At 54.2% G+C, this 18,166-nt stretch carries 19 protein-coding genes; 9 read left to right on the top strand and 10 right to left on the bottom strand.

The window, feature by feature from the left end; genetic code table 11:
• Nucleotides 1-18 precede the first annotated feature (18 nt).
• Together cpxA and cpxR are read right to left on the bottom strand one after the other, a co-directional pair.
• A complete protein-coding gene (gene cpxA / locus KTJ90_RS00715) occupies nucleotides 19-1,398 on the bottom strand; it encodes an envelope stress sensor histidine kinase CpxA (RefSeq protein ID WP_003851276.1) in 1,380 nt (459 codons plus the stop codon).
• Nucleotides 1,395-2,090, bottom strand: a complete 696-nt coding sequence (gene cpxR / locus KTJ90_RS00720; protein ID WP_003851274.1) for an envelope stress response regulator transcription factor CpxR — start codon at nucleotides 2,088-2,090, stop codon at nucleotides 1,395-1,397. Before cpxR ends, cpxA begins: the two co-directional genes overlap by 4 nt.
• Before the next feature lie 148 nt (nucleotides 2,091-2,238).
• Between cpxR and cpxP the strand changes: the two genes are divergently transcribed.
• The 6 genes from cpxP (at nucleotide 2,239) to KTJ90_RS00750 (ending at nucleotide 7,743) form a co-directional block, all read left to right on the top strand.
• On the top strand, nucleotides 2,239-2,748 hold the full coding sequence (cpxP, locus tag KTJ90_RS00725; RefSeq protein WP_003851271.1) for a cell-envelope stress modulator CpxP: 510 nt from the start codon (nucleotides 2,239-2,241) through the stop codon (nucleotides 2,746-2,748).
• 454 nt (nucleotides 2,749-3,202) lie between these two features.
• A complete protein-coding gene (locus KTJ90_RS00730; RefSeq protein WP_003851267.1) occupies nucleotides 3,203-3,358 on the top strand; it encodes a con-10 family general stress protein in 156 nt (51 codons plus the stop codon).
• 243 nt (nucleotides 3,359-3,601) lie between these two features.
• Nucleotides 3,602-4,504, top strand: a complete 903-nt coding sequence (gene fieF, locus KTJ90_RS00735) for a CDF family cation-efflux transporter FieF (protein ID WP_003851265.1) — start codon at nucleotides 3,602-3,604, stop codon at nucleotides 4,502-4,504.
• Nucleotides 4,505-4,711: 207 nt separating this feature from the next.
• Nucleotides 4,712-5,674, top strand: coding sequence for a 6-phosphofructokinase (gene pfkA / locus KTJ90_RS00740; protein ID WP_003851263.1), 963 nt, complete (start codon nucleotides 4,712-4,714; stop codon nucleotides 5,672-5,674).
• Nucleotides 5,675-5,818: 144 nt separating this feature from the next.
• Nucleotides 5,819-6,808, top strand: coding sequence for a sulfate ABC transporter substrate-binding protein (locus KTJ90_RS00745; RefSeq protein WP_110410912.1), 990 nt, complete (start codon nucleotides 5,819-5,821; stop codon nucleotides 6,806-6,808).
• A 161-nt stretch (nucleotides 6,809-6,969) separates the two neighbouring features.
• A complete protein-coding gene (locus tag KTJ90_RS00750) occupies nucleotides 6,970-7,743 on the top strand; it encodes a CDP-diacylglycerol pyrophosphatase (protein ID WP_499025807.1) in 774 nt (257 codons plus the stop codon).
• A 28-nt stretch (nucleotides 7,744-7,771) separates the two neighbouring features.
• Here KTJ90_RS00750 and tpiA read toward each other — a convergent pair whose 3' ends face one another.
• Nucleotides 7,772-8,539, bottom strand: a complete 768-nt coding sequence (tpiA, locus tag KTJ90_RS00755) for a triose-phosphate isomerase (RefSeq protein WP_003851259.1) — start codon at nucleotides 8,537-8,539, stop codon at nucleotides 7,772-7,774.
• 120 nt (nucleotides 8,540-8,659) lie between these two features.
• Complete coding sequence (locus KTJ90_RS00760) at nucleotides 8,660-9,250, bottom strand: DUF1454 family protein (RefSeq protein WP_003851254.1); 591 nt, start codon at nucleotides 9,248-9,250, stop codon at nucleotides 8,660-8,662.
• A gap of 98 nt (nucleotides 9,251-9,348) precedes the next feature.
• On the opposite strand from KTJ90_RS00760, the gene KTJ90_RS00765 reads away from it, so the two are divergent.
• Nucleotides 9,349-9,783, top strand: coding sequence for a DUF805 domain-containing protein (locus KTJ90_RS00765; RefSeq protein ID WP_003851252.1), 435 nt, complete (start codon nucleotides 9,349-9,351; stop codon nucleotides 9,781-9,783).
• On the opposite strand, the gene fpr is transcribed toward KTJ90_RS00765, so the two are convergent.
• Nucleotides 9,774-10,520, bottom strand: a complete 747-nt coding sequence (gene fpr / locus KTJ90_RS00770; protein WP_003851251.1) for a ferredoxin--NADP(+) reductase — start codon at nucleotides 10,518-10,520, stop codon at nucleotides 9,774-9,776. The two genes, KTJ90_RS00765 and fpr, sit on opposite strands and share 10 nt — an antisense overlap.
• Before the next feature lie 273 nt (nucleotides 10,521-10,793).
• Between fpr and emrD the strand changes: the two genes are divergently transcribed.
• Entirely contained in the window at nucleotides 10,794-11,987 is a 1,194-nt protein-coding gene (emrD, locus tag KTJ90_RS00775) for a multidrug resistance protein D (protein WP_499025810.1), read from the top strand.
• Here the strand turns inward: emrD and glpX are convergent.
• The 3 genes from glpX to KTJ90_RS00790 form a co-directional block, all read right to left on the bottom strand.
• Nucleotides 11,977-12,987: a class II fructose-bisphosphatase gene (gene glpX / locus KTJ90_RS00780; protein WP_003851247.1), complete on the bottom strand. Its 1,011-nt coding sequence runs from the start codon at nucleotides 12,985-12,987 to the stop codon at nucleotides 11,977-11,979. The genes emrD and glpX overlap by 11 nt on opposite strands.
• Before the next feature lie 95 nt (nucleotides 12,988-13,082).
• Entirely contained in the window at nucleotides 13,083-14,594 is a 1,512-nt protein-coding gene (gene glpK, locus KTJ90_RS00785) for a glycerol kinase GlpK (RefSeq protein WP_003851245.1), read from the bottom strand.
• Between the two features lie 30 nt (nucleotides 14,595-14,624).
• The gene (locus KTJ90_RS00790) at nucleotides 14,625-15,476 is read right to left on the bottom strand and encodes an MIP/aquaporin family protein (RefSeq protein ID WP_003851244.1); all 852 of its coding nucleotides are present in this window, start codon (nucleotides 15,474-15,476) and stop codon (nucleotides 14,625-14,627) included.
• A 405-nt stretch (nucleotides 15,477-15,881) separates the two neighbouring features.
• Between KTJ90_RS00790 and zapB the strand changes: the two genes are divergently transcribed.
• Entirely contained in the window at nucleotides 15,882-16,121 is a 240-nt protein-coding gene (gene zapB / locus KTJ90_RS00795) for a cell division protein ZapB (RefSeq protein ID WP_003851242.1), read from the top strand.
• 53 nt (nucleotides 16,122-16,174) lie between these two features.
• On the opposite strand, the gene rraA is transcribed toward zapB, so the two are convergent.
• On the bottom strand, nucleotides 16,175-16,660 hold the full coding sequence (gene rraA / locus KTJ90_RS00800) for a ribonuclease E activity regulator RraA (RefSeq protein WP_003851240.1): 486 nt from the start codon (nucleotides 16,658-16,660) through the stop codon (nucleotides 16,175-16,177).
• A 158-nt stretch (nucleotides 16,661-16,818) separates the two neighbouring features.
• On the bottom strand, nucleotides 16,819-18,156 hold the full coding sequence (gene hslU, locus KTJ90_RS00805; protein WP_003851236.1) for an ATP-dependent protease ATPase subunit HslU: 1,338 nt from the start codon (nucleotides 18,154-18,156) through the stop codon (nucleotides 16,819-16,821).
• Nucleotides 18,157-18,166 lie beyond the last annotated feature (10 nt).

Below are 18,166 nucleotides of genomic sequence, written 5' to 3' on the forward strand. Positions count from 1 at the left end.
GGGCCGAAGCATAACAAATTATTGACGGCCGGAGGAGTAGAGCGGCAACCAGAGGGTCAGACGCAAACCGCCTAATGGACTGTCATCGGCTTTAACCCAGCCGCGATGTTGCTGCACGGCCGTTTCGACAATTGCCAGGCCAAGACCGGTGCCGCCTGATTCGCGATCGCGCGCTTCATCGGTTCGATAGAAAGGACGGAAAATCTGTTCACGATCTTCCGGACTCACGCCAGGACCATCATCATCGACGTGGACCGTGATACCGGAAATATCAACGGAGAAGCTGACGCTGATGTGCGTGTGTGAATAGCGCAGCGCATTGCGCACAATATTTTCCAGCGCACTCTCCAGCGCATGAGGGTTCCCATAAAGCGGCCACGGGCCTGGCGGATAGGGGATATCCATCTTCTTGCCCATCTGCTCAGCTTCGAAACGGGCATCTTCCAGCACCCCATTCCACAATTGATTTGCCTTCATTGCTTCGCTGACCAGCGCATTTTTATGCTGGGTGCGGGAGAGCACCAACAGATCGTTAATCATGCCATCGAGACGCTGTGCTTCCATCTCAATGCGGCCCAGCTCTTTACCTTCACCCTGACGCCGACGCAGCAGGGCGGTAGCCAGTTGCAGGCGGGTCAGTGGGGTGCGAAGTTCATGACTGATATCCGATAACAGACGTTGCTGACCGGTCATCATCCGTTCCAGCGCACTGACCATCTGGTTAAAGCTGGAACCCGCAGCCAGAAACTCCTGCGGACCCGACTCCAGTTCCGGATGCTGACGTAGATTCCCGCTTGCGACTTCGTCAGCAGCATATTTCAGCTTACGTGCCGGACGTGCCAGGCTCCAGGCCAGCCACAGCAGCAGCGGTGAGCTGATGAGCATGGTGACGATAAGCAGCAGCAACGGACGGTCAAACAGCAGATTGACGAAGTCGAGCTGAGAGCTATTGGCGGGACGGATCATGTAAAGCTGGTAGTTATCTTCGCCATCGCGAACGGCAAAAGGCCCTACCAGCTCAACGCGACCATATTTCTTCTTCTGAGGATGATCGGCATTGTCAGACTGGCCGATAAAATTGCGGATAACCTGCATTTCATTATGTTGCGCGCCAATCACCCGACCTTCACTGGTTACTAACAGCAGCCGCTGACCCGGCGGTGCCCATTTTTCCACGGCACGAAACAGACGACGCCACCACATCAGATCGTTAGGGGGATCCTGTGACAGCTCTGCTTCAACGTGTTGCTCAATCATGATGCCCTGCCGCTGTTCACTTTCCAGCAGCGAGGTCATCTGTCGTGAATCGAGCTTGGGAACCATCAACACCAGCATCAACACCAGCGCCAGCGTCAACCAGAAGATGGCGAAGATACGGGTGGTCAGACTTCCAATCATGATGCGGAAACCATCAGGTAGCCACGGCCACGTAAGGTTTTAAACCAGGGATGACCATCACGGCGCTCAGGCAGCTTGCGACGCAGATTCGAGATATGCATATCAATGGCACGGTCAAAAGGTGTCAGGCGTTTGCCCAGCACTTCCTGGCTCAGATGTTCACGCGACACGACCTGGCCCAGGTGCTGCGCCAGCAGATAGAGCAGGGTGAATTCTGTGCCGGTCAAATCCAGCGTAACGTCATCAAAACTGGCCTCCTGACGGCCGGGATTGAGTCTCAGACAGTCCACTTCCAGTGTGGGCGAGCTGTTGTCGTGTTGCTGCTGTTCACTCCAGTTAGAACGCCGCAAAATAGCGCGGATACGCGCCACCAGCTCGCGATCGTTAAACGGCTTAGGCAGATAGTCATCTGCGCCCAGTTCGAGGCCCAGAACACGATCCAGCTCGCTGCCGCGCGCCGTTAGCATGATGACGGGGGTTTGATGTTGCTGACGCAGTTCTTTCAGAGTGTCGATACCGTTTTTCTTCGGCATCATGACATCCAGTAAAAGCAAATCAATCGAGTTATCGATCAGGTTCAGCGCTTGTTCACCATCACTGGCGACGACCACTTCAAACCCTTCCATTTCTAACAGTTCTTTCAAAAGCGAAGTTAATTCGCGGTCGTCATCTACCAACAGGATTTTATTCATTTTTGTAGCCCTCCGCAGGCAAAATACCGTGTTCCTGGCGCACCTATCCATCGCTTTACGTAGTTTTACACCCCCTGACGGATGTTTGCAGCTGTCGCCGTACACTGGCTCTCGTTGAATCGCAAAACGGAACGAACTGGAGTATACGATGCGCAAATTAACCGCCGTCGTCCTTGCCTCAGCGATGGCTCTGAGTGTCGCCAGCGCAGATGCTAAAGATGCGACGACGATTGACGAGATGCATCATGGCGGATTGCCGACAGGCAGTATGACGCAAAATCCGCAAAGCCACATGTTCGACGGCATCGAGCTGACTGAAGAACAGCGTCAGCAGATGCGAGACCTTATGCAACAGGCAAGACATGATCGCCCGGTCGTTCATATTGACGATATCGCTGCATTACACGAATTAGTGACTGCAGACCAGTTTAACGAAGCGGCCATTCGCCAAAAAGCGGAAGTCATCGCCAGAGTTCAGGTTGAACAACAGGTCGAGATGGCGCGCGTACAGAATCAAATGTTTCAACTGCTAACGCCGGCCCAGCAGTCCGCGTTACAGAAAAATTACCAGCGGCGACTTAACGAGCTGCGACAGTTTTCGAATTTGCAGTCAGCTTCATCGCTGCAGGCAGTGAGTAGTACCAGCAGTAACCAGTAATATAGTATCCCTGTTTTCCTTGCCATAGACACATCCCTGTCTTCCCCCACCATGATGGTGGGGGTTTTTTTTATCTTTTTTTCACTTTTTTTATTTTGACAGGAATCATCACCGCACAACAAAACCCCCGTTTTATTAGCGCTTGTCGGGAATTTGTTGGGAAGAATCGCTGATTTCTTAATATCTGGAACACGCTGTAAATTTAAGCGAGCCGGTGAGCATTTTTTCATCATGAAAATATCATAACTTACTGAAACTAAATGAATTGCAGACAAGTCATTAACATTTTAATCATATTTTTCAGTGAGATACATTCCCCGCGTTACGCTTGCTGGTTCAGTCACACCTTCTACACTAAATCCTGTCACTGCAGGGAAGTTAAGTGTCTTTGCGAAGTCTCAGGGAGCAACAACCACATTATGTAGTCCTGATAAATCTATTAACGGAGTAAGTTATGGCAGAGCATCGTGGTGGTTCAGGTAATTTCGCAGATAATCCGCAAAAAGCGTCTGAAGCTGGCAAAAAAGGCGGACAGAACAGCGGCGGCGGAAATTTCAAAAACGATCGTGAAAAAGCATCTGAAGCCGGGAAAAAAGGCGGCAAAAAGTAGTCGCCGACACGTTCCTGGAATTAGCCCGCGGCTGAAAGTAGCCAGGCAATGATGTGTATAACACTTCGCCCCGTCCTTCCCAGGCCGGGGCTTGTTTTTTGTACCTGCTTATTCCTGTCGCGATTTCAAAACAGCCTTCTTCATCGAATGACCTCCTAAGCACAGCCCGCCTCCCGGTGTTAAACTTCAGCCATTCATCTATTTAAGTGTGCATCTTCACTGATGCTGCATAGGGAATCTGGCATGCAACACTCTTATGGCCGACTGGTAAAGCGTGCTGCGCTCGCGGCCACCATTCTTGCGTCTGTGCTGTTACTCGTGAAAATTTTTGCCTGGTGGTACACCGGTTCAGTGAGTTTGCTGGCTTCACTGGTGGACTCGCTGGTGGATATCGCTGCATCGCTAACCAACCTGCTGGTGGTGCGCTATGCGCTGCAGCCTGCTGATGAAAATCACACGTTCGGGCACGGCAAAGCGGAGTCGCTGGCGGCGCTGGCACAAAGTATGTTTATCTCCGGCTCGGCACTGTTTCTGTTTCTGACCGGCCTGCAGCATCTTGCCTCCCCCAGCGAGATGCGGGCGCCGGGTGTTGGTATTGTAGTAACCATTGTGGCACTGAGCTCAACGCTGGTACTGGTTGCCTTTCAGCGCTGGGTAGTGCGTAAAACCCGCAGTCAGGCCATTCGGGCTGACATGCTGCACTATCAATCCGACGTCATCATGAATGGCGCCATACTGATTGCGCTGGTGCTGAGCAGCTATGGCGTTGTACGGGCGGATGCCCTGTTTGCGCTGGGGATTGGTGTTTTCATTCTTTATAGCGCATTGCGGATGGGCTACGAAGCCGTACAGTCATTGCTGGATCGCGCATTGCCGGAAAATGAACGGCAGCAAATCCTGACGCTTGCGACAAACTGGCCGCAGGTGCAGGGCGTACATGATCTGCGAACCCGGCAGTCCGGCCCGACCAAATTTATTCAGCTTCATCTGGAACTGGAAGATCAGCTGCCACTGGTTCAGGCGCATCGGGTTGCCGACCAGGTTGAGAAAGCATTACGCAAAGAATTTCCCGGGTCTGACGTAATTATCCATCAGGATCCCTGTTCTGTGGTACCGTCTGAGACCAGGGACTCTTTAGGTTTTTAACGTAAATGAATCAAATCGATACGGAAGGGATGACGTAGCGCTAACTTTGCTGCAAAAAATAGTGAAAAGTTGTCTGACCTGAATCAATTCAGCAGCAAGCCTTTGATATACTATCTGCCATCACATGTCGCGCTAATCGTGAAATGATCTTCTGCAGCGATCGACAGGCAGGATTAACCCTTAGTTTTGAACAATCCAGAGGTTGTCATGATCAAAAAAATTGGTGTATTAACCAGCGGCGGTGACGCCCCAGGCATGAACGCAGCTATTCGTGGAGTGGTACGTTCCGCGCTGAGTGAAGGACTGGAAGTTTTTGGGATCTATGATGGCTATCTGGGATTGTACGAAGATCGCATGATCAATCTTGATCGCTACAGCGTCTCCGACATGATTAACCGCGGCGGCACTTTCCTGGGCTCAGCGCGTTTCCCCGAGTTCCGTAATGAAGATGTGCGCCAGGTTGCCATTGAGAACATGAAAAAGCGCGGCATTGATGCACTGGTGGTGATTGGTGGTGACGGATCTTACATGGGTGCTAAGCGCCTGACTGAAATGGGCTTCCCCTGCATTGGTTTGCCAGGCACCATCGATAACGATGTGGCCGGAACGGATTACACCATCGGTTATTTCACTGCACTGGAAACCGTGGTTGAAGCGATTGACCGTCTTCGCGACACCTCTTCCTCGCATCAGCGTATCTCGATTGTTGAAGTGATGGGCCGCTACTGTGGCGATCTGACCCTGGCGGCGGCGATTGCTGGTGGCTGCGAGTTCATCGTCCTGCCAGAATTCCCGTACACCCGCGAAGAGCTGGTAGCGGAAATCAAAGCAGGCATCGCCAAAGGTAAAAAGCACGCTATCGTGGCGATTACTGAGCACATCTGCGATATCGACGACCTGGCGCGTTTCATTGAAACAGAAACCAAACGTGAAACCCGTTCGACCGTTCTGGGCCATATTCAGCGTGGCGGTGCACCTTGTGCGTATGACCGTATCCTGGCGTCACGCATGGGCGCTTACTCCATTGAACTGCTGATGCAGGGTTACGGTGGCCGTTGCGTGGGTATTCAGAATGAGAAGATGGTGCATCACGACATCGTCGACGCGATTGAAAACATGAAACGTCCGTTCAAGCGCGACTGGCTCGACACGGCGAAAAAACTCTACTGATTCTTCTGCGGGGGTGTGCTGCACAGCATGCCCCGGCATATCCCCGCTATATTCCCCCCGGTTATAACAGCTTATTTTTAATTCTTTTAGCTCTGTAATGGTTTATGTCACGCTTAGCCCATAACGACATTGGGAGAGTGCGTAATGAACAAGTGGAGTATCGGCGTTACCCTGTTGCTGGCCTCAACCAGCGTTCTGGCGAAAGACATTCAGCTGTTAAACGTTTCCTACGATCCAACCCGTGAGCTGTACGAACAGTACAACAAAGCGTTCAGTGCGCACTACAAACAGGAAACCGGCGATAATGTCGTGGTCCGTCAGTCGCACGGTGGCTCCGGCAAGCAGGCAACTTCAGTGATTAACGGCATCCGTGCGGATGTGGTTACGCTGGCGTTGCAATCGGATGTCGATGCTATTGCAGAACGCGGTCGTATTGATAAGAACTGGATTCAGCGTCTGCCAGACAACTCCGCGCCTTACACCTCCACCATTGTCTTCCTGGTCCGCAAAGATAATCCCAAGGGCATTCACGACTGGAGCGACCTGACTAAACCCGGTGTGTCTGTGATTACCCCTAACCCGAAAACCTCTGGCGGCGCACGCTGGAACTATCTGGCGGCCTGGGGCTGGGCGCTGGATCATAACAACGGCGATCAGGCCAAAGCGCTGGCGTACGTCAGAGCGCTGTTTAAAAACGTTGAGGTGCAGGATTCCGGTGCACGAGGCGCAACTAACACCTTCGTTGAACGCGGGATTGGTGATGTGCTGATTGCCTGGGAAAACGAAGCTTATCTGGCGGTTAACAAATTGGGTAAAGACAAGTTCGAGATTGTCACCCCGAGCGAATCGATTCTGGCTGAACCCACCGTGTCCGTGGTCGATAAAGTGGTAGATGAAAAGGGAACGCGCAAAGTCGCAGACGCCTATCTGAAATACCTCTACTCGCCAGAAGGTCAGACTATCGCTGCGCAGAACTACTATCGTCCGCGTGATGCTGAAATCGCGAAGAAATTTGCCAGCCAGTTTGCGCCGGTGAAGCTGTTTACCATCAAGGACAAATTTGGTGGCTGGGCACAGGCTCAGAAAGCGCACTTCGCCGATGGCGGCAGCTATGACCAGGTCATGAAACCGTAATACGTTGCGGTCAGCGCTCCCTGCGCTGACCGCTCACCCGCAACAATCCCACCTTTCTTTTTTCTCTGCCCGGCTGCTGACTGATCTGCCCGAATTCCCCGTGACATTTTTTTCCCGCCAGGCGAGGATGCAGGCTGCTAAACCATTCAGGAAGCGTTGTTATGCCGACACATCGTCGTGCAACCAGTCTGGTTGCGGTTCTGCTGGTGCTGGTCATTGCGGGGATACTGGTTGCCGCAATGCATTTCAAAAAGAACAGTGATGCGCTGTGGCAGATTGTCAGCGAGAAATGTGTGCCTCATCAGCAGAGCAGCGGAGACCCGGCGCCCTGTCAGCGTGTCGATCAGCAGCATCGCTATGCCATGCTGAAAGATATGCATGGTCCATTGCAGTATCTGCTGATCCCGCTCGACAAAATCACCGGCATCGAAAGCCCACGGTTACTGCAACCCGCTACGCCCAACTACTTTGCCCTTGCCTGGCATGAACGCTCTCTGCTTGCAGAGCGACGCGGCTCTCCCATTGATGATCGGGTTCTTTCACTGGCGATCAATTCACAGTATGGCCGTACGCAGAATCAACTCCATATTCATCTCTCCTGTCTGCGACCCGATGTGCGTCAGCAGCTGGATCGGCTGACGCCGCAGCTTAGCGGTCAGTGGCAGGACATTACGCTGCGTAAGCACCGCTACTGGCTGCGAGCTCTGACGGCAGATGAACTGACTCAGCAGAGTGTCTTTATCCGGCTGGTCGATGAGCGGCCAGAGGCGCGCACAGAGATGGGGAAATATGGTCTGGCACTGGCGGAATTAAGCGATGGGCGACTGGTGCTGATGGCGATAGAGCGGAACTGGCTGCTGCTGAACAGGGGTTCGGCGGAGGAAGTGCAGGATCACACCTGTGAGCTGATTGCGCCCATAAAAAAGGCGGCTTAAGCGCCGCCCTTGACCGGAATGCTAATGCTTAGGCGCTTTTTGCCGCCGCCGCTGCTTTAACGATTACCGCGAAAGCATCTGCTTTCAGTGACGCACCGCCAACCAGCGCGCCATCGATATCAGGCTGGGTGAACAGCTCAGCAGCATTCTTGTCGTTCACTGAGCCGCCATACTGAATGATGACCTGTTCTGCGATAGCCGCATCTTTCTTCGCAATATGATCACGAATGAATTTGTGCACGGCCTGTGCCTGAGCAGGGGTCGCAGATTTGCCGGTACCGATGGCCCAGACGGGCTCATACGCGATAACCGCATCTTTAAACGCTTCGGCGCCCTGCGTTTCCAGAACGGCATCCAGCTGACGAGCGCAGACTTCTTCAGTTTTACCCGCTTCGTTTTCCGCTTCGGTTTCACCAATGCACAGCACAGGAACCAGGCCCACTGACTTCAGCACCGCATATTTCTTCGCGATGAACTCGTCGCTCTCTTTGTGATAAGTGCGGCGTTCTGAGTGACCGATGATGATATATTTCGCGCCGATATCTTTCAGCATCTCTGCGGAAACTTCACCGGTAAACGCGCCAGACAGGTTAACGTCCACGTTCTGCGCACCCAGTGCGATGTGGCTACCGGAGATGGCATGTTTTGCCTGCTCGAGATAGAGCGCTGGCGGTGCAATGGCCACGCCACAACCGTCAACGCCAGAGAGTTCCTTGCGCAGACCCGCGATCAGTTCAGCAGTGAGTTGCTTGCTGCCATTCAACTTCCAGTTACCCATAACCAGTGGATGTCGCATTCTATCCTCCGCATAACGCGATACATGAAAAATCGCTGCCAGCTGGCAGCGTTGTCTGCGAAACAGTATAGAGATCAAATGTAGCGATGGCTTTGCTTTTCGTCATTTTCAGCGACATCTTCAGGGGGGAGCGAGCGCAAGTTTTACCGGCTCGACAGCGAAGGTTAGCCCCTTGTCGCCGTTATCAGCGACCACAAAGCGAAGCGCGCCATCGACCTGCGCAAAGTAAGGCAAATCCTTGCCCTCCTTCAGTAAGCTCTCCAGCTTTTTGCGTCCCTCGTCTGCACCTAATCCCGGTACAAAGAAGCGCAGCATAGCGGTCATGTAGGCCATGGCTTTTTGCTCAGAGGCGTTCTGATCCGGGCCAGGCAGTGGCAGCCAGGTGATCTGCAGCGTCTTGATTTTGCCGGTACCGGGCTCCAGCGCGGTAGACGCATAGAGCGTCTCGTTAATTTTGCTGGCAGCACGCGTCAGGTTACTTTTGTCGCCCCGATTATCAATGGCGCGATATTCCGGCAGCATCAGCGTCGCATTAGCCAGATTATACTTTTCGCGAAACTGGCCGATAGTCATATCAAAGGTGGGAGCACCCGCCAGCAGGTAGGGCGCGGTGGGTAATGCATCGGGCCGTTCCTGCGGTGGCGGATCGGCGGCAAAGACCGGAACCGTCAGCGCAAACGATAACAGCAGTGCGCCAGGCAAATTCTTCATTTTGTCGATCCTAACCCGTAAACTCAGGCGCAAATTAAAACGGTTTTTATCCGCGAGGTCAAAAGCGCGGCGGTTCTTTTCTCTCTGGATGATAATGCATGACGTTACAACAATGGTGTTTTTCCTGGCGTGGCAGGCTGGGACGACGTGATTTCTGGATCTGGCAGGCAGTCTGGTTGCTGACAACGACACTGTTATTTACCCTGGCAGCAAACGACTGGGTTGATACCCAGATGGCGGCTTTCGGCGTGGTCTGCCTGCTGTGGCCCGCCAGCGCGGTCATTGTAAAACGTCTGCACGATCGTAATCGTCCCGGCTACTGGGGATTTCTGGTGATAGTGGCCTGGCTGCTGGTGGCGGGAAACTGGAGCATGCTGGGCGGCATTCTGCCCTGGCTGCTGGGTCGCGCCATTCCCTTTGTGTTATTCGCTGGCCTGCTGCTCGAACTCGGCGTTTTTCGCGGCACCCCCGGCGCTAACCGGTTTGGTACCGCGACGCAGCCGGTGCGATACCGGCAACTCGCTCACCAGTAATGTTCGCTGGTGATATGGCCCGGCTTGCGCTTCAGGTGCTTACGCATCTCGCGCGTCTCTTTCAGTAACTGCTGGGTGTCGCGCACCATCTGAGGGTTGCCGCACAGCATCACATGGCTGCTGTCGGCATCCAGTGTTAATCCGGTGGCACGCTCCAGCTCGCCATTTTCGATCAGCGCCGGAACCCGGCCCGTCAGCGAACCGGGGATCGTTTCGCGGCTCACCACCGTCTGGATGTGCAGCTTGCCCTGATAACGCTGTTGCAGCTGCTGCATCAGTGGCAGAAAGCTCAGGTCGTCCGCATAGCGTGCGGCATGGACCAGCACGATGTTTTCAAAGCGATCCAGTCCTTCGCCCTGCTGAAGCATAGAAAGGTAAGGGCCAATAGCGGTGCCGGTTGCCAGCATCCATAATGTTCTGCACGCCGGAACTTCATCAAGGACAAAGAATCCTGCGGCTTCTTTCGTGACCATCACCTGATCGCCAGGCTGAAGGGCCTGCAGATGCGGACTCAGCTTGCCATCGGGCACGGTAACCAGGTAAAACTCCAGCAGGTCATCCTTTGGCGCATTGACGAAAGAGTAAGCGCGCTGCACCCGCTCGCCGTCAATTTCCAGAGCCAGTTTGGCAAATTGCCCCGCGATAAAGGGATCGATGGGCGCTGTTACCCGCAGACTGAACAGCGCATCCGTCCAGTTTTTCACTTCCTTTACTTCAGCATTGACCCACTCAGCCATAATCACTCCCTGGTTGTTGATTATTCCGGCAGGTTTCTATTTTCGCGGCTGCCCGATGAGATTGCCAGCTTGTGGCCGGGCAAAGGCTCTAATCGACAAACTGTTGCTTTGTCTTTACAGGCTGGTGCATAAACTTGACAGGCGCAAGCCGGGACCTTTCGGCCTGCCTCTCGCTTTGTCATCTAATCCTGATATTTTGCCCGCCATAACAAGATGACTGGCGGGTGAACCGCTGTTTTAACCTCCTTTCACAGAAAGAAATTTTGCATAATCATGATTAGTAAACTGGAAAATCGCCCGCTGCTGGTGATGCTCATTGTGCTGGTGGCTGTCGGGCAGATGGCGCAGACCATCTACGTCCCGGCGATGTCGGTGATGGCGGACGCGCTGAATGTGCGGGATGGCGCGCTGCAGCGTGTGATGGCGGCCTATCTGATGACCTATGGCGGATCCCAGCTGATCTACGGCCCGCTGTCAGACAGTGTCGGTCGGCGTCCGGTGATCCTTGCAGGCATGATGATCTTTATGATCGGCGCAATCACGGCATTGATGGCGACCTCACTCGATATGCTGGTGCTCGGCAGCGCGATTCAGGGACTGGGAACCGGCGTAGCTGGCGTAATGGCCCGCACCATTCCGCGTGATCTCTATGAGGGGCACGCACTGCGCCGTGCCAACAGCCTGCTTAATATGGGCATTCTGGTCAGCCCGTTGCTGGCACCGGTGATTGGTGCACTATTGACCCAGCTCTTTGGCTGGCACGCCTGTTTCGCCTTTCTACTGCTGCTCTGTCTGGCGGTTACTTTGTCTATGGCGCGCTGGCTGCCGGAAACCCGGCCACAGAGTGCTGAAGTGACCCCGTTCTTCAAACGCTATGCCCGGCTGCTCAGCGACGCAAATTTCGTTCGCTACATTGTCCTGCTGATTGGTGCGCTGGCGGGCATTGCGGTATTTGAGTCGAGCTGTGGCGTGCTGCTCGGCGGCGTGCTCGGCCTGCACAGCCTGACCGTCAGTATCCTGTTCATTCTGCCGATTCCGGCGGCGTTCTTCGGTGCCTGGTTCGCGGGACGCGAGCAGGGTTCATGGCACAGTCTGATGTGGTGGGGCGTGAATAGCTGTCTGCTGGCGGGCATCCTGATGTGGATCCCGGCATGGTTTGGCGTAATGAATATCTGGACGCTGCTGGTTCCGGCCGCGCTGTTCTTCTTTGGGGCTGGCATGCTGTTCCCGCTGGCGACTTCAGGGGCAATGGAGCCGTATGCCTGGCTGGCGGGCAGCGCGGGTGCACTGATTGGCGGAATGCAGAATCTGGGATCGGGTCTTGTCGCGTGGCTTTCAGCCATGATGCCGCAGCGCGATCAGTTCAGCCTTGGCATGCTGATGTTCTTTACGGCACTGGTGATGCTGCTCTGCTGGTTGCCGCTCTCACGTCAGCCGGAGCGCGGCAACCAGCCGGTTACAGGATAAACGGATGGAGCGCCGGATCCTTACGGTCAAGATAATGAATCGACTGGATGCGGCGAATAGTGCGAGATTTACCGCGAATCAGCAGGGTTTCGCTGGTGGCGACATTGCCCTGACGCGTAATGCCTTTCAGTAGTTCGCCACTGGTAATGCCGGTGGCGGCAAACACTACGTTGTCATTGCGCGCCATCTCACCTAGCGTCAGCTTCTTACCCGCTTCAATCCCCATCTCCGCACAGCGCTGCAGCTCCTGCTCGCCGAGGCGACGGTTTTCAGCACTATCGCCTTTGACGTGATGACGCGCCAGCAGCCGACCCTGCATATCACCGTCCAGCGCACGGATCACCGCTGCTGAAACGACGCCTTCCGGTGCGCCGCCGATGCCATACATCACATCGACTTCGCTGTCTGGCATGCAGGTCAGAATTGAGGCGGCAACGTCACCATCCGGGAAGGTAAATACCCGCACGCCCAGCTGCTGTAACTCGCTAATCACCACATCATGACGTGGCTTAGCCAGGATGGATACGGTCAGCTGTGACAACGGCTTGTTCATCGCTATTGCGATATTACGCAGGTTAGTTTCAAGCGGCAGGTCGAGGTCGATCGCGCCCTGTGCTGCAGGACCCACAATCAGTTTTTCCATATACATGTCTGGAGCGTGCAGAAAGCTGCCTTTATCGCCCACGGCCATCACAGCCAGCGCATTCGCCTGGCCCAGTGCCGTCATGCGGGTACCCTCAATCGGATCGACGGCAATATCAACGGCATCGCCGTGACCGGTACCGACTTTTTCACCGATATAGAGCATCGGGGCTTCGTCGATTTCGCCCTCACCGATCACAATCTGACCGTCAATTTCAATGGAGTTCAGGACATGACGCATGGCATGGACAGCCGCACCGTCAGCCGCATTTTTGTCACCGCGTCCTAACCAGTGATAGCCTGCCAGGGCGGCAGCTTCGGTTACGCGGGAAAATTCAATGGCAAGTTCTCGTTTCATGGCATCTACCTGACAAAAAACCGGCAGGCAGTGTAACACAGCGGGGGAGTGGGGCGGGGAAAAGGCCCGCGACGGCAATGTCGCGGGCGTTGATATTACTCCTGTTCTTCCCACGCCTGTGCGCGGGCAACCGCTTTTTTCCAGCCAGCATAACGGAAGTTACGCTCGGTGGTTTCCAGGCTTGGACGGAACTCACGCTCAATAACGGCTTTAGAGCGCACTTCATCCAGATCCTGCCAGAAGCCAACAGCCAGACCCGCCAGATACGCAGAACCCAGCGCGGTCACTTCACGCACTTCCGGACGCTCAACACGGGTGCCGAGGATGTCAGCCTGGAACTGCATCAGGAAGTTGTTGGACACCGCACCGCCGTCTACACGCAGCGCCTGCAGGCGGGTATTGGCATCATTCTGCATCGCTTCCAGAACGTCACGTGTCTGATAAGCGATCGACTCCAGCGTCGCGCGGATGATGTGGTTAGAGTTTGCGCCACGGGTCAGACCGAAGATCGCGCCACGGGCATACGGGTCCCAGTAAGGTGCGCCCAGGCCGGTGAAAGCAGGCACCATGTAAACGCCGTTGGTATCTTTCACTTTCATCGCGAAGTATTCAGAGTCAGCCGCTTCACTGATCAGCTTCATCTCATCACGCAGCCACTGAATAGAGGCACCACCGATAAACACGGCACCTTCCAGCGCATAGTTCACTTCACCGCGCGGGCCACAGGCGATGGTGGTCAGCAGGCCGTGGGTTGAGGTCACCGCTTCAGTACCGGTGTTCATCAGCATGAAGCAGCCGGTGCCGTAGGTATTTTTCGCCATGCCAGGCTGTACACACAACTGGCCATACAGCGCGGCCTGCTGGTCACCGGCAATACCGGCGATAGGAATACGTGTACCGCCTTTACCACCAATGTTGGTCTGACCGTAAACTTCAGAAGAGGACTTCACTTCTGGCAGCATTTCACGCGGGATATCCAGGATATCCAGCATGCGCTGATCCCACTCCAGCTTGTGAATGTTGAACATCATAGTACGGGAGGCGTTGGTGTAGTCGGTGATGTGCACGCGTCCCTGAGTCATTTTCCAGACCAGCCAGGTATCGACGGTACCGAACAGCAGCTCGCCACGTTTTGCACGCTCACGCGCACCTTCAACGTGATCCAGAATCCACTTCACTTTCGTACCGGAGAAGTAAGGGTTAATCACCAGACCCGTGGTGTGCTGGATGTACTCTTCCAGACCCTCTTTCTTCAGTTTGTGACAATAGTCAGCGGTGCGGGGATCCTGCCAGACGATGGCGTTGTAGATCGGCTTACCGGTCTCTTTTTCCCAGACGATAGCGGTTTCGCGCTGGTTGGTGATACCGATTGCCGCAATCTCATCAGAGCGGATATCGGCATGTGCCAGCACTTCAACCAGCGTAGAGCTTTGTGAAGCCCAGATATCCATCGGGTCATGTTCAACCCAGCCCGCTTTCGGGTAGATCTGGGTGAATTCGCGCTGCGATACCGCGACGATGTTGGAGTCGTGGTCGAGAATGACGGCGCGTGAACTGGTTGTACCCTGATCGAGTGCGACAATGTATTTTTTATCTGTGGTAGTCATAAATTCATTCCTGATGATAAAAAGTGAAACTTACGCTTTACGCTGCTGAGCGCGTGCAACCGGTTTGTCTGCTGGAACACTCGGTTCCTGTGCGGCACCTGGCAGGTAGCGGCCAATCAGTGTGCGGTAACCTACTGCACCCAGGCAGGCACCCACCAGCGGGCCAAAAATTGGTACCAGGAAGTAAGGGATATCTTTACCACCCGTGAAGGCAACGTTACCCCAGCCAGCGAAGAAGGCGAACAGCTTAGGTCCGAAATCACGTGCCGGGTTAAGCGCAAAGCCGGTCAGCGGACCCATTGAGCCACCAATGACTGCGACCAGCAGACCGATCAACAGCGGCGCCATCGGTCCACGTGGGACACCGTTGCCATCGTCGGTCAGCGCCATAATCACCGCCATAAGCACTGCGGTAATAACCATTTCAACCAGGAACGCCTGGCCTACGCTGATGTGCGGATTAGGATAGGTTGAGAAGATACCCGCCAGGTCCAGACTCTGAACCGTACCGCGTACCATCTGATGACTCTGTTCGTAATCGAAAAACAGGCTGTAGTAGAGACCATAAACCAGCGCGGCCGCGCAGAATGCCCCGGCGATTTGCGCCAGAATATACGGCACCACTTTACGGCCTTCAAAGTTGGCGAACAGGCAGAGTGCAACGGTAACGGCAGGGTTCAGATGCGCGCCAGATACCCCAGCGGTAAGATAGACAGCCATTGAGACGGCTAAGCCCCAGATGATGCAGATTTCCCACTGACCGAAGGCGGCACCGGCAAGTTTCAGCGCAGCTACACAGCCTGCGCCAAAGAAAATAATCAAGCCTGTCCCCAGAAATTCGGCAATACACTGACCTTTGAGCGTGTTAGTTGTCTGACTCATAATAGTGGTTCCTGAAGCGAGGTTAAATTTTATCAGTTTTTGTTCTCAGTCCGTGAGGCACCCAGCTTTAATGTAGGGCTGATGTGAATTTATCGTTAACGAACATAAACGAGAAATAGCGAAATCATTTTTTGTGTACTGCGTCATAAAAATGCGCGTTTTCGCGTATTCCGGCTTTCCTTAGCCCATATTCGCGCCTGATGACAGAGAGGGTGGACACGTGCTGGAAAGCAGACGCAGTAAGCGCAGCGCAAATTCAGGGATTGGCTGAAAAGTGTTACAGACTGCGCTCGCAGCGGCCGCGTTGCTGGACTTGAGGGGTGAGGCTACATACAATCGGGACAACGTTGCTGGCTTAAGCTGGCATCATCAACGCCTTGCAGGAATTTAGGAGAGGTCAGAAAGATGTCATTTGAAGTATTTGAGAAACTTGAAGCGAAAGTACAGCAGGCGATTGATACCATCACGCTGTTGCAGATGGAAATCGAAGAGCTGAAAGAGCAGAACAACTCACTGCGTAACGATGCGCAACAAGTCGCGGGTAACCACGATGCGCTGATGCGCGAAAATCAGCATCTGAAAGAAGAGCAACACGTGTGGCAGGAACGTCTGCGTGCATTGCTGGGAAAAATGGAAGAGGTTTGAAGCCTCAGCTGATGTGAAAAACGGGTGCTCTGGCACCCGTTTTCATGTCTGGCCTATTCGAGGTCCAGCGCATCCTCTGACAGAATGATACCGGTGTTGTCGGCATAGAGATGGTCACCAGAGAAGAAGGTGACGCCGCCGAAGTTGACGCGCACATCGCTTTCGCCAATCCCTTCACCCGCAGCGCCGGCCGGAATCGCGGCAATGGCCTGAATGCCAATCTCCAGCTCTTCCAGCTCATCAACCTGACGTACCGAACCGTAAACCACCAGGCCTTCCCATTCGTTAGTTGCCGCCAGGCGTGCCAGTTGGGCATCGACCAGCGCACGGCGCACTGAGCCGCCGCCATCAATCACCAGTACGCGACCACGGCCATTCTCTTCCAGCAGATCGTAGAGTAAGCCGTTGTCTTCAAAGCATTTCACTGTGGTAATCTGACCACCGAATGAAGTGCGCCCACCAAAGTTTGAAAAAAGCGGTTCAACAACATTCACTTCTTCATGGTAGATATCGCAGAGTTCAGATGTATCGTATTTCATAAGGGTTTCGTCTGTTTGCCACAGGAAGGGTAAGTATATCGCTATATGCAGATTGTTGGCAAAATCATCAGTATGAAAAAAGCATCGTTCGATCAAGAACATGCATAAAAAAGCCCAGCCGGGTGGGCTGGGCTTCGGAAAAGCGCTGAATCAGTGAATCAGAGAATGAAGCGGCTAAGGTCTTCGTCAGCCACCAGTTCATCCAGGTGTTTAGCCACATAGTCAGCATCAATGGTAAAGGATTCACCGTGACGATCGCTGGCGTCATACGAGATATCTTCCATCAGACGCTCCAGCACGGTATGCAGGCGGCGCGCACCGATGTTCTCGGTGGTTTCGTTAACCTGCCATGCGGCTTCAGCGATCCGGCGAATACCCTCTTCGGTGAACTCAATGTTCACGCCTTCGGTATTCATCAGTGCTTTGTACTGCACGGTAATCGAGGCATTCGGTTCGGTCAGGATGCGCTGGAAATCATTGACTGTCAGCGCCTGTAGCTCAACACGAATCGGCAGACGACCCTGAAGTTCCGGAATCAGATCGGAAGGGCTGGCAACCTGAAACGCGCCTGAGGCGATAAACAGGATATGGTCGGTTTTGACCATGCCGTGCTTGGTGGAGACGGTGCAGCCTTCAACCAGCGGCAGCAGGTCGCGCTGAACGCCTTCGCGAGAGACATCGGGTCCGCCCGCATTCTGGCCGCCGCGCTTACAGATTTTATCGATCTCATCGATGAACACGATACCGTGCTGCTCGACCGCTTCAATCGCATCCTGCTTAAGCTCTTCCGGGTTAACCAGTTTTGCCGCTTCTTCTTCGATCAGGAGCTTCATCGCTTCTTTGATCTTCAGCTTGCGGGCTTTCTGCTTCTGGCCGCCGAGGTTCTGGAACATCGACTGCAGCTGGCTGGTCATCTCTTCCATGCCCGGAGGCGCCATGATTTCGACGCCTGGGCTGCTGGCCGCCAGATCGATTTCAATCTCTTTATCATCCAACTGGCCTTCGCGCAGCTTCTTGCGGAATGACTGACGCGCTGCAGAGGGTTCAGCACTCTGCTCAGCCTGACCCCAGTTGTTTTTCGCGGGTGGAATCAGCACATCAAGAATGCGCTCTTCTGCCATCTCTTCGGCACGGTATTTATTCTTTTCAATCGCCTGACTGCGCACCATCTTGATGGCGGAATCAGTCAGATCACGAATGATAGAGTCCACTTCCTTACCGACATAACCGACTTCGGTAAACTTGGTCGCCTCGACTTTGATGAACGGTGCATTCGCCAGCTTTGCCAGACGACGTGCGATCTCGGTTTTACCGACACCGGTCGGACCGATCATCAGGATATTTTTTGGGGTCACTTCATGGCGCAGCTCTTCGTCGAGCTGCATGCGGCGCCAGCGGTTGCGCAGTGCAATAGCCACGGCGCGCTTGGCGCTGTCCTGGCCGATGATAAAGCGGTTCAGTTCGCTAACGATTTCGCGTGGAGTCATCTCAGACATATTTATACCC

Origin of the sequence: Pantoea jilinensis (assembly GCF_019104105.1) — a bacterium.
Taxonomy (GTDB): domain Bacteria; phylum Pseudomonadota; class Gammaproteobacteria; order Enterobacterales; family Enterobacteriaceae; genus Pantoea; species Pantoea eucalypti.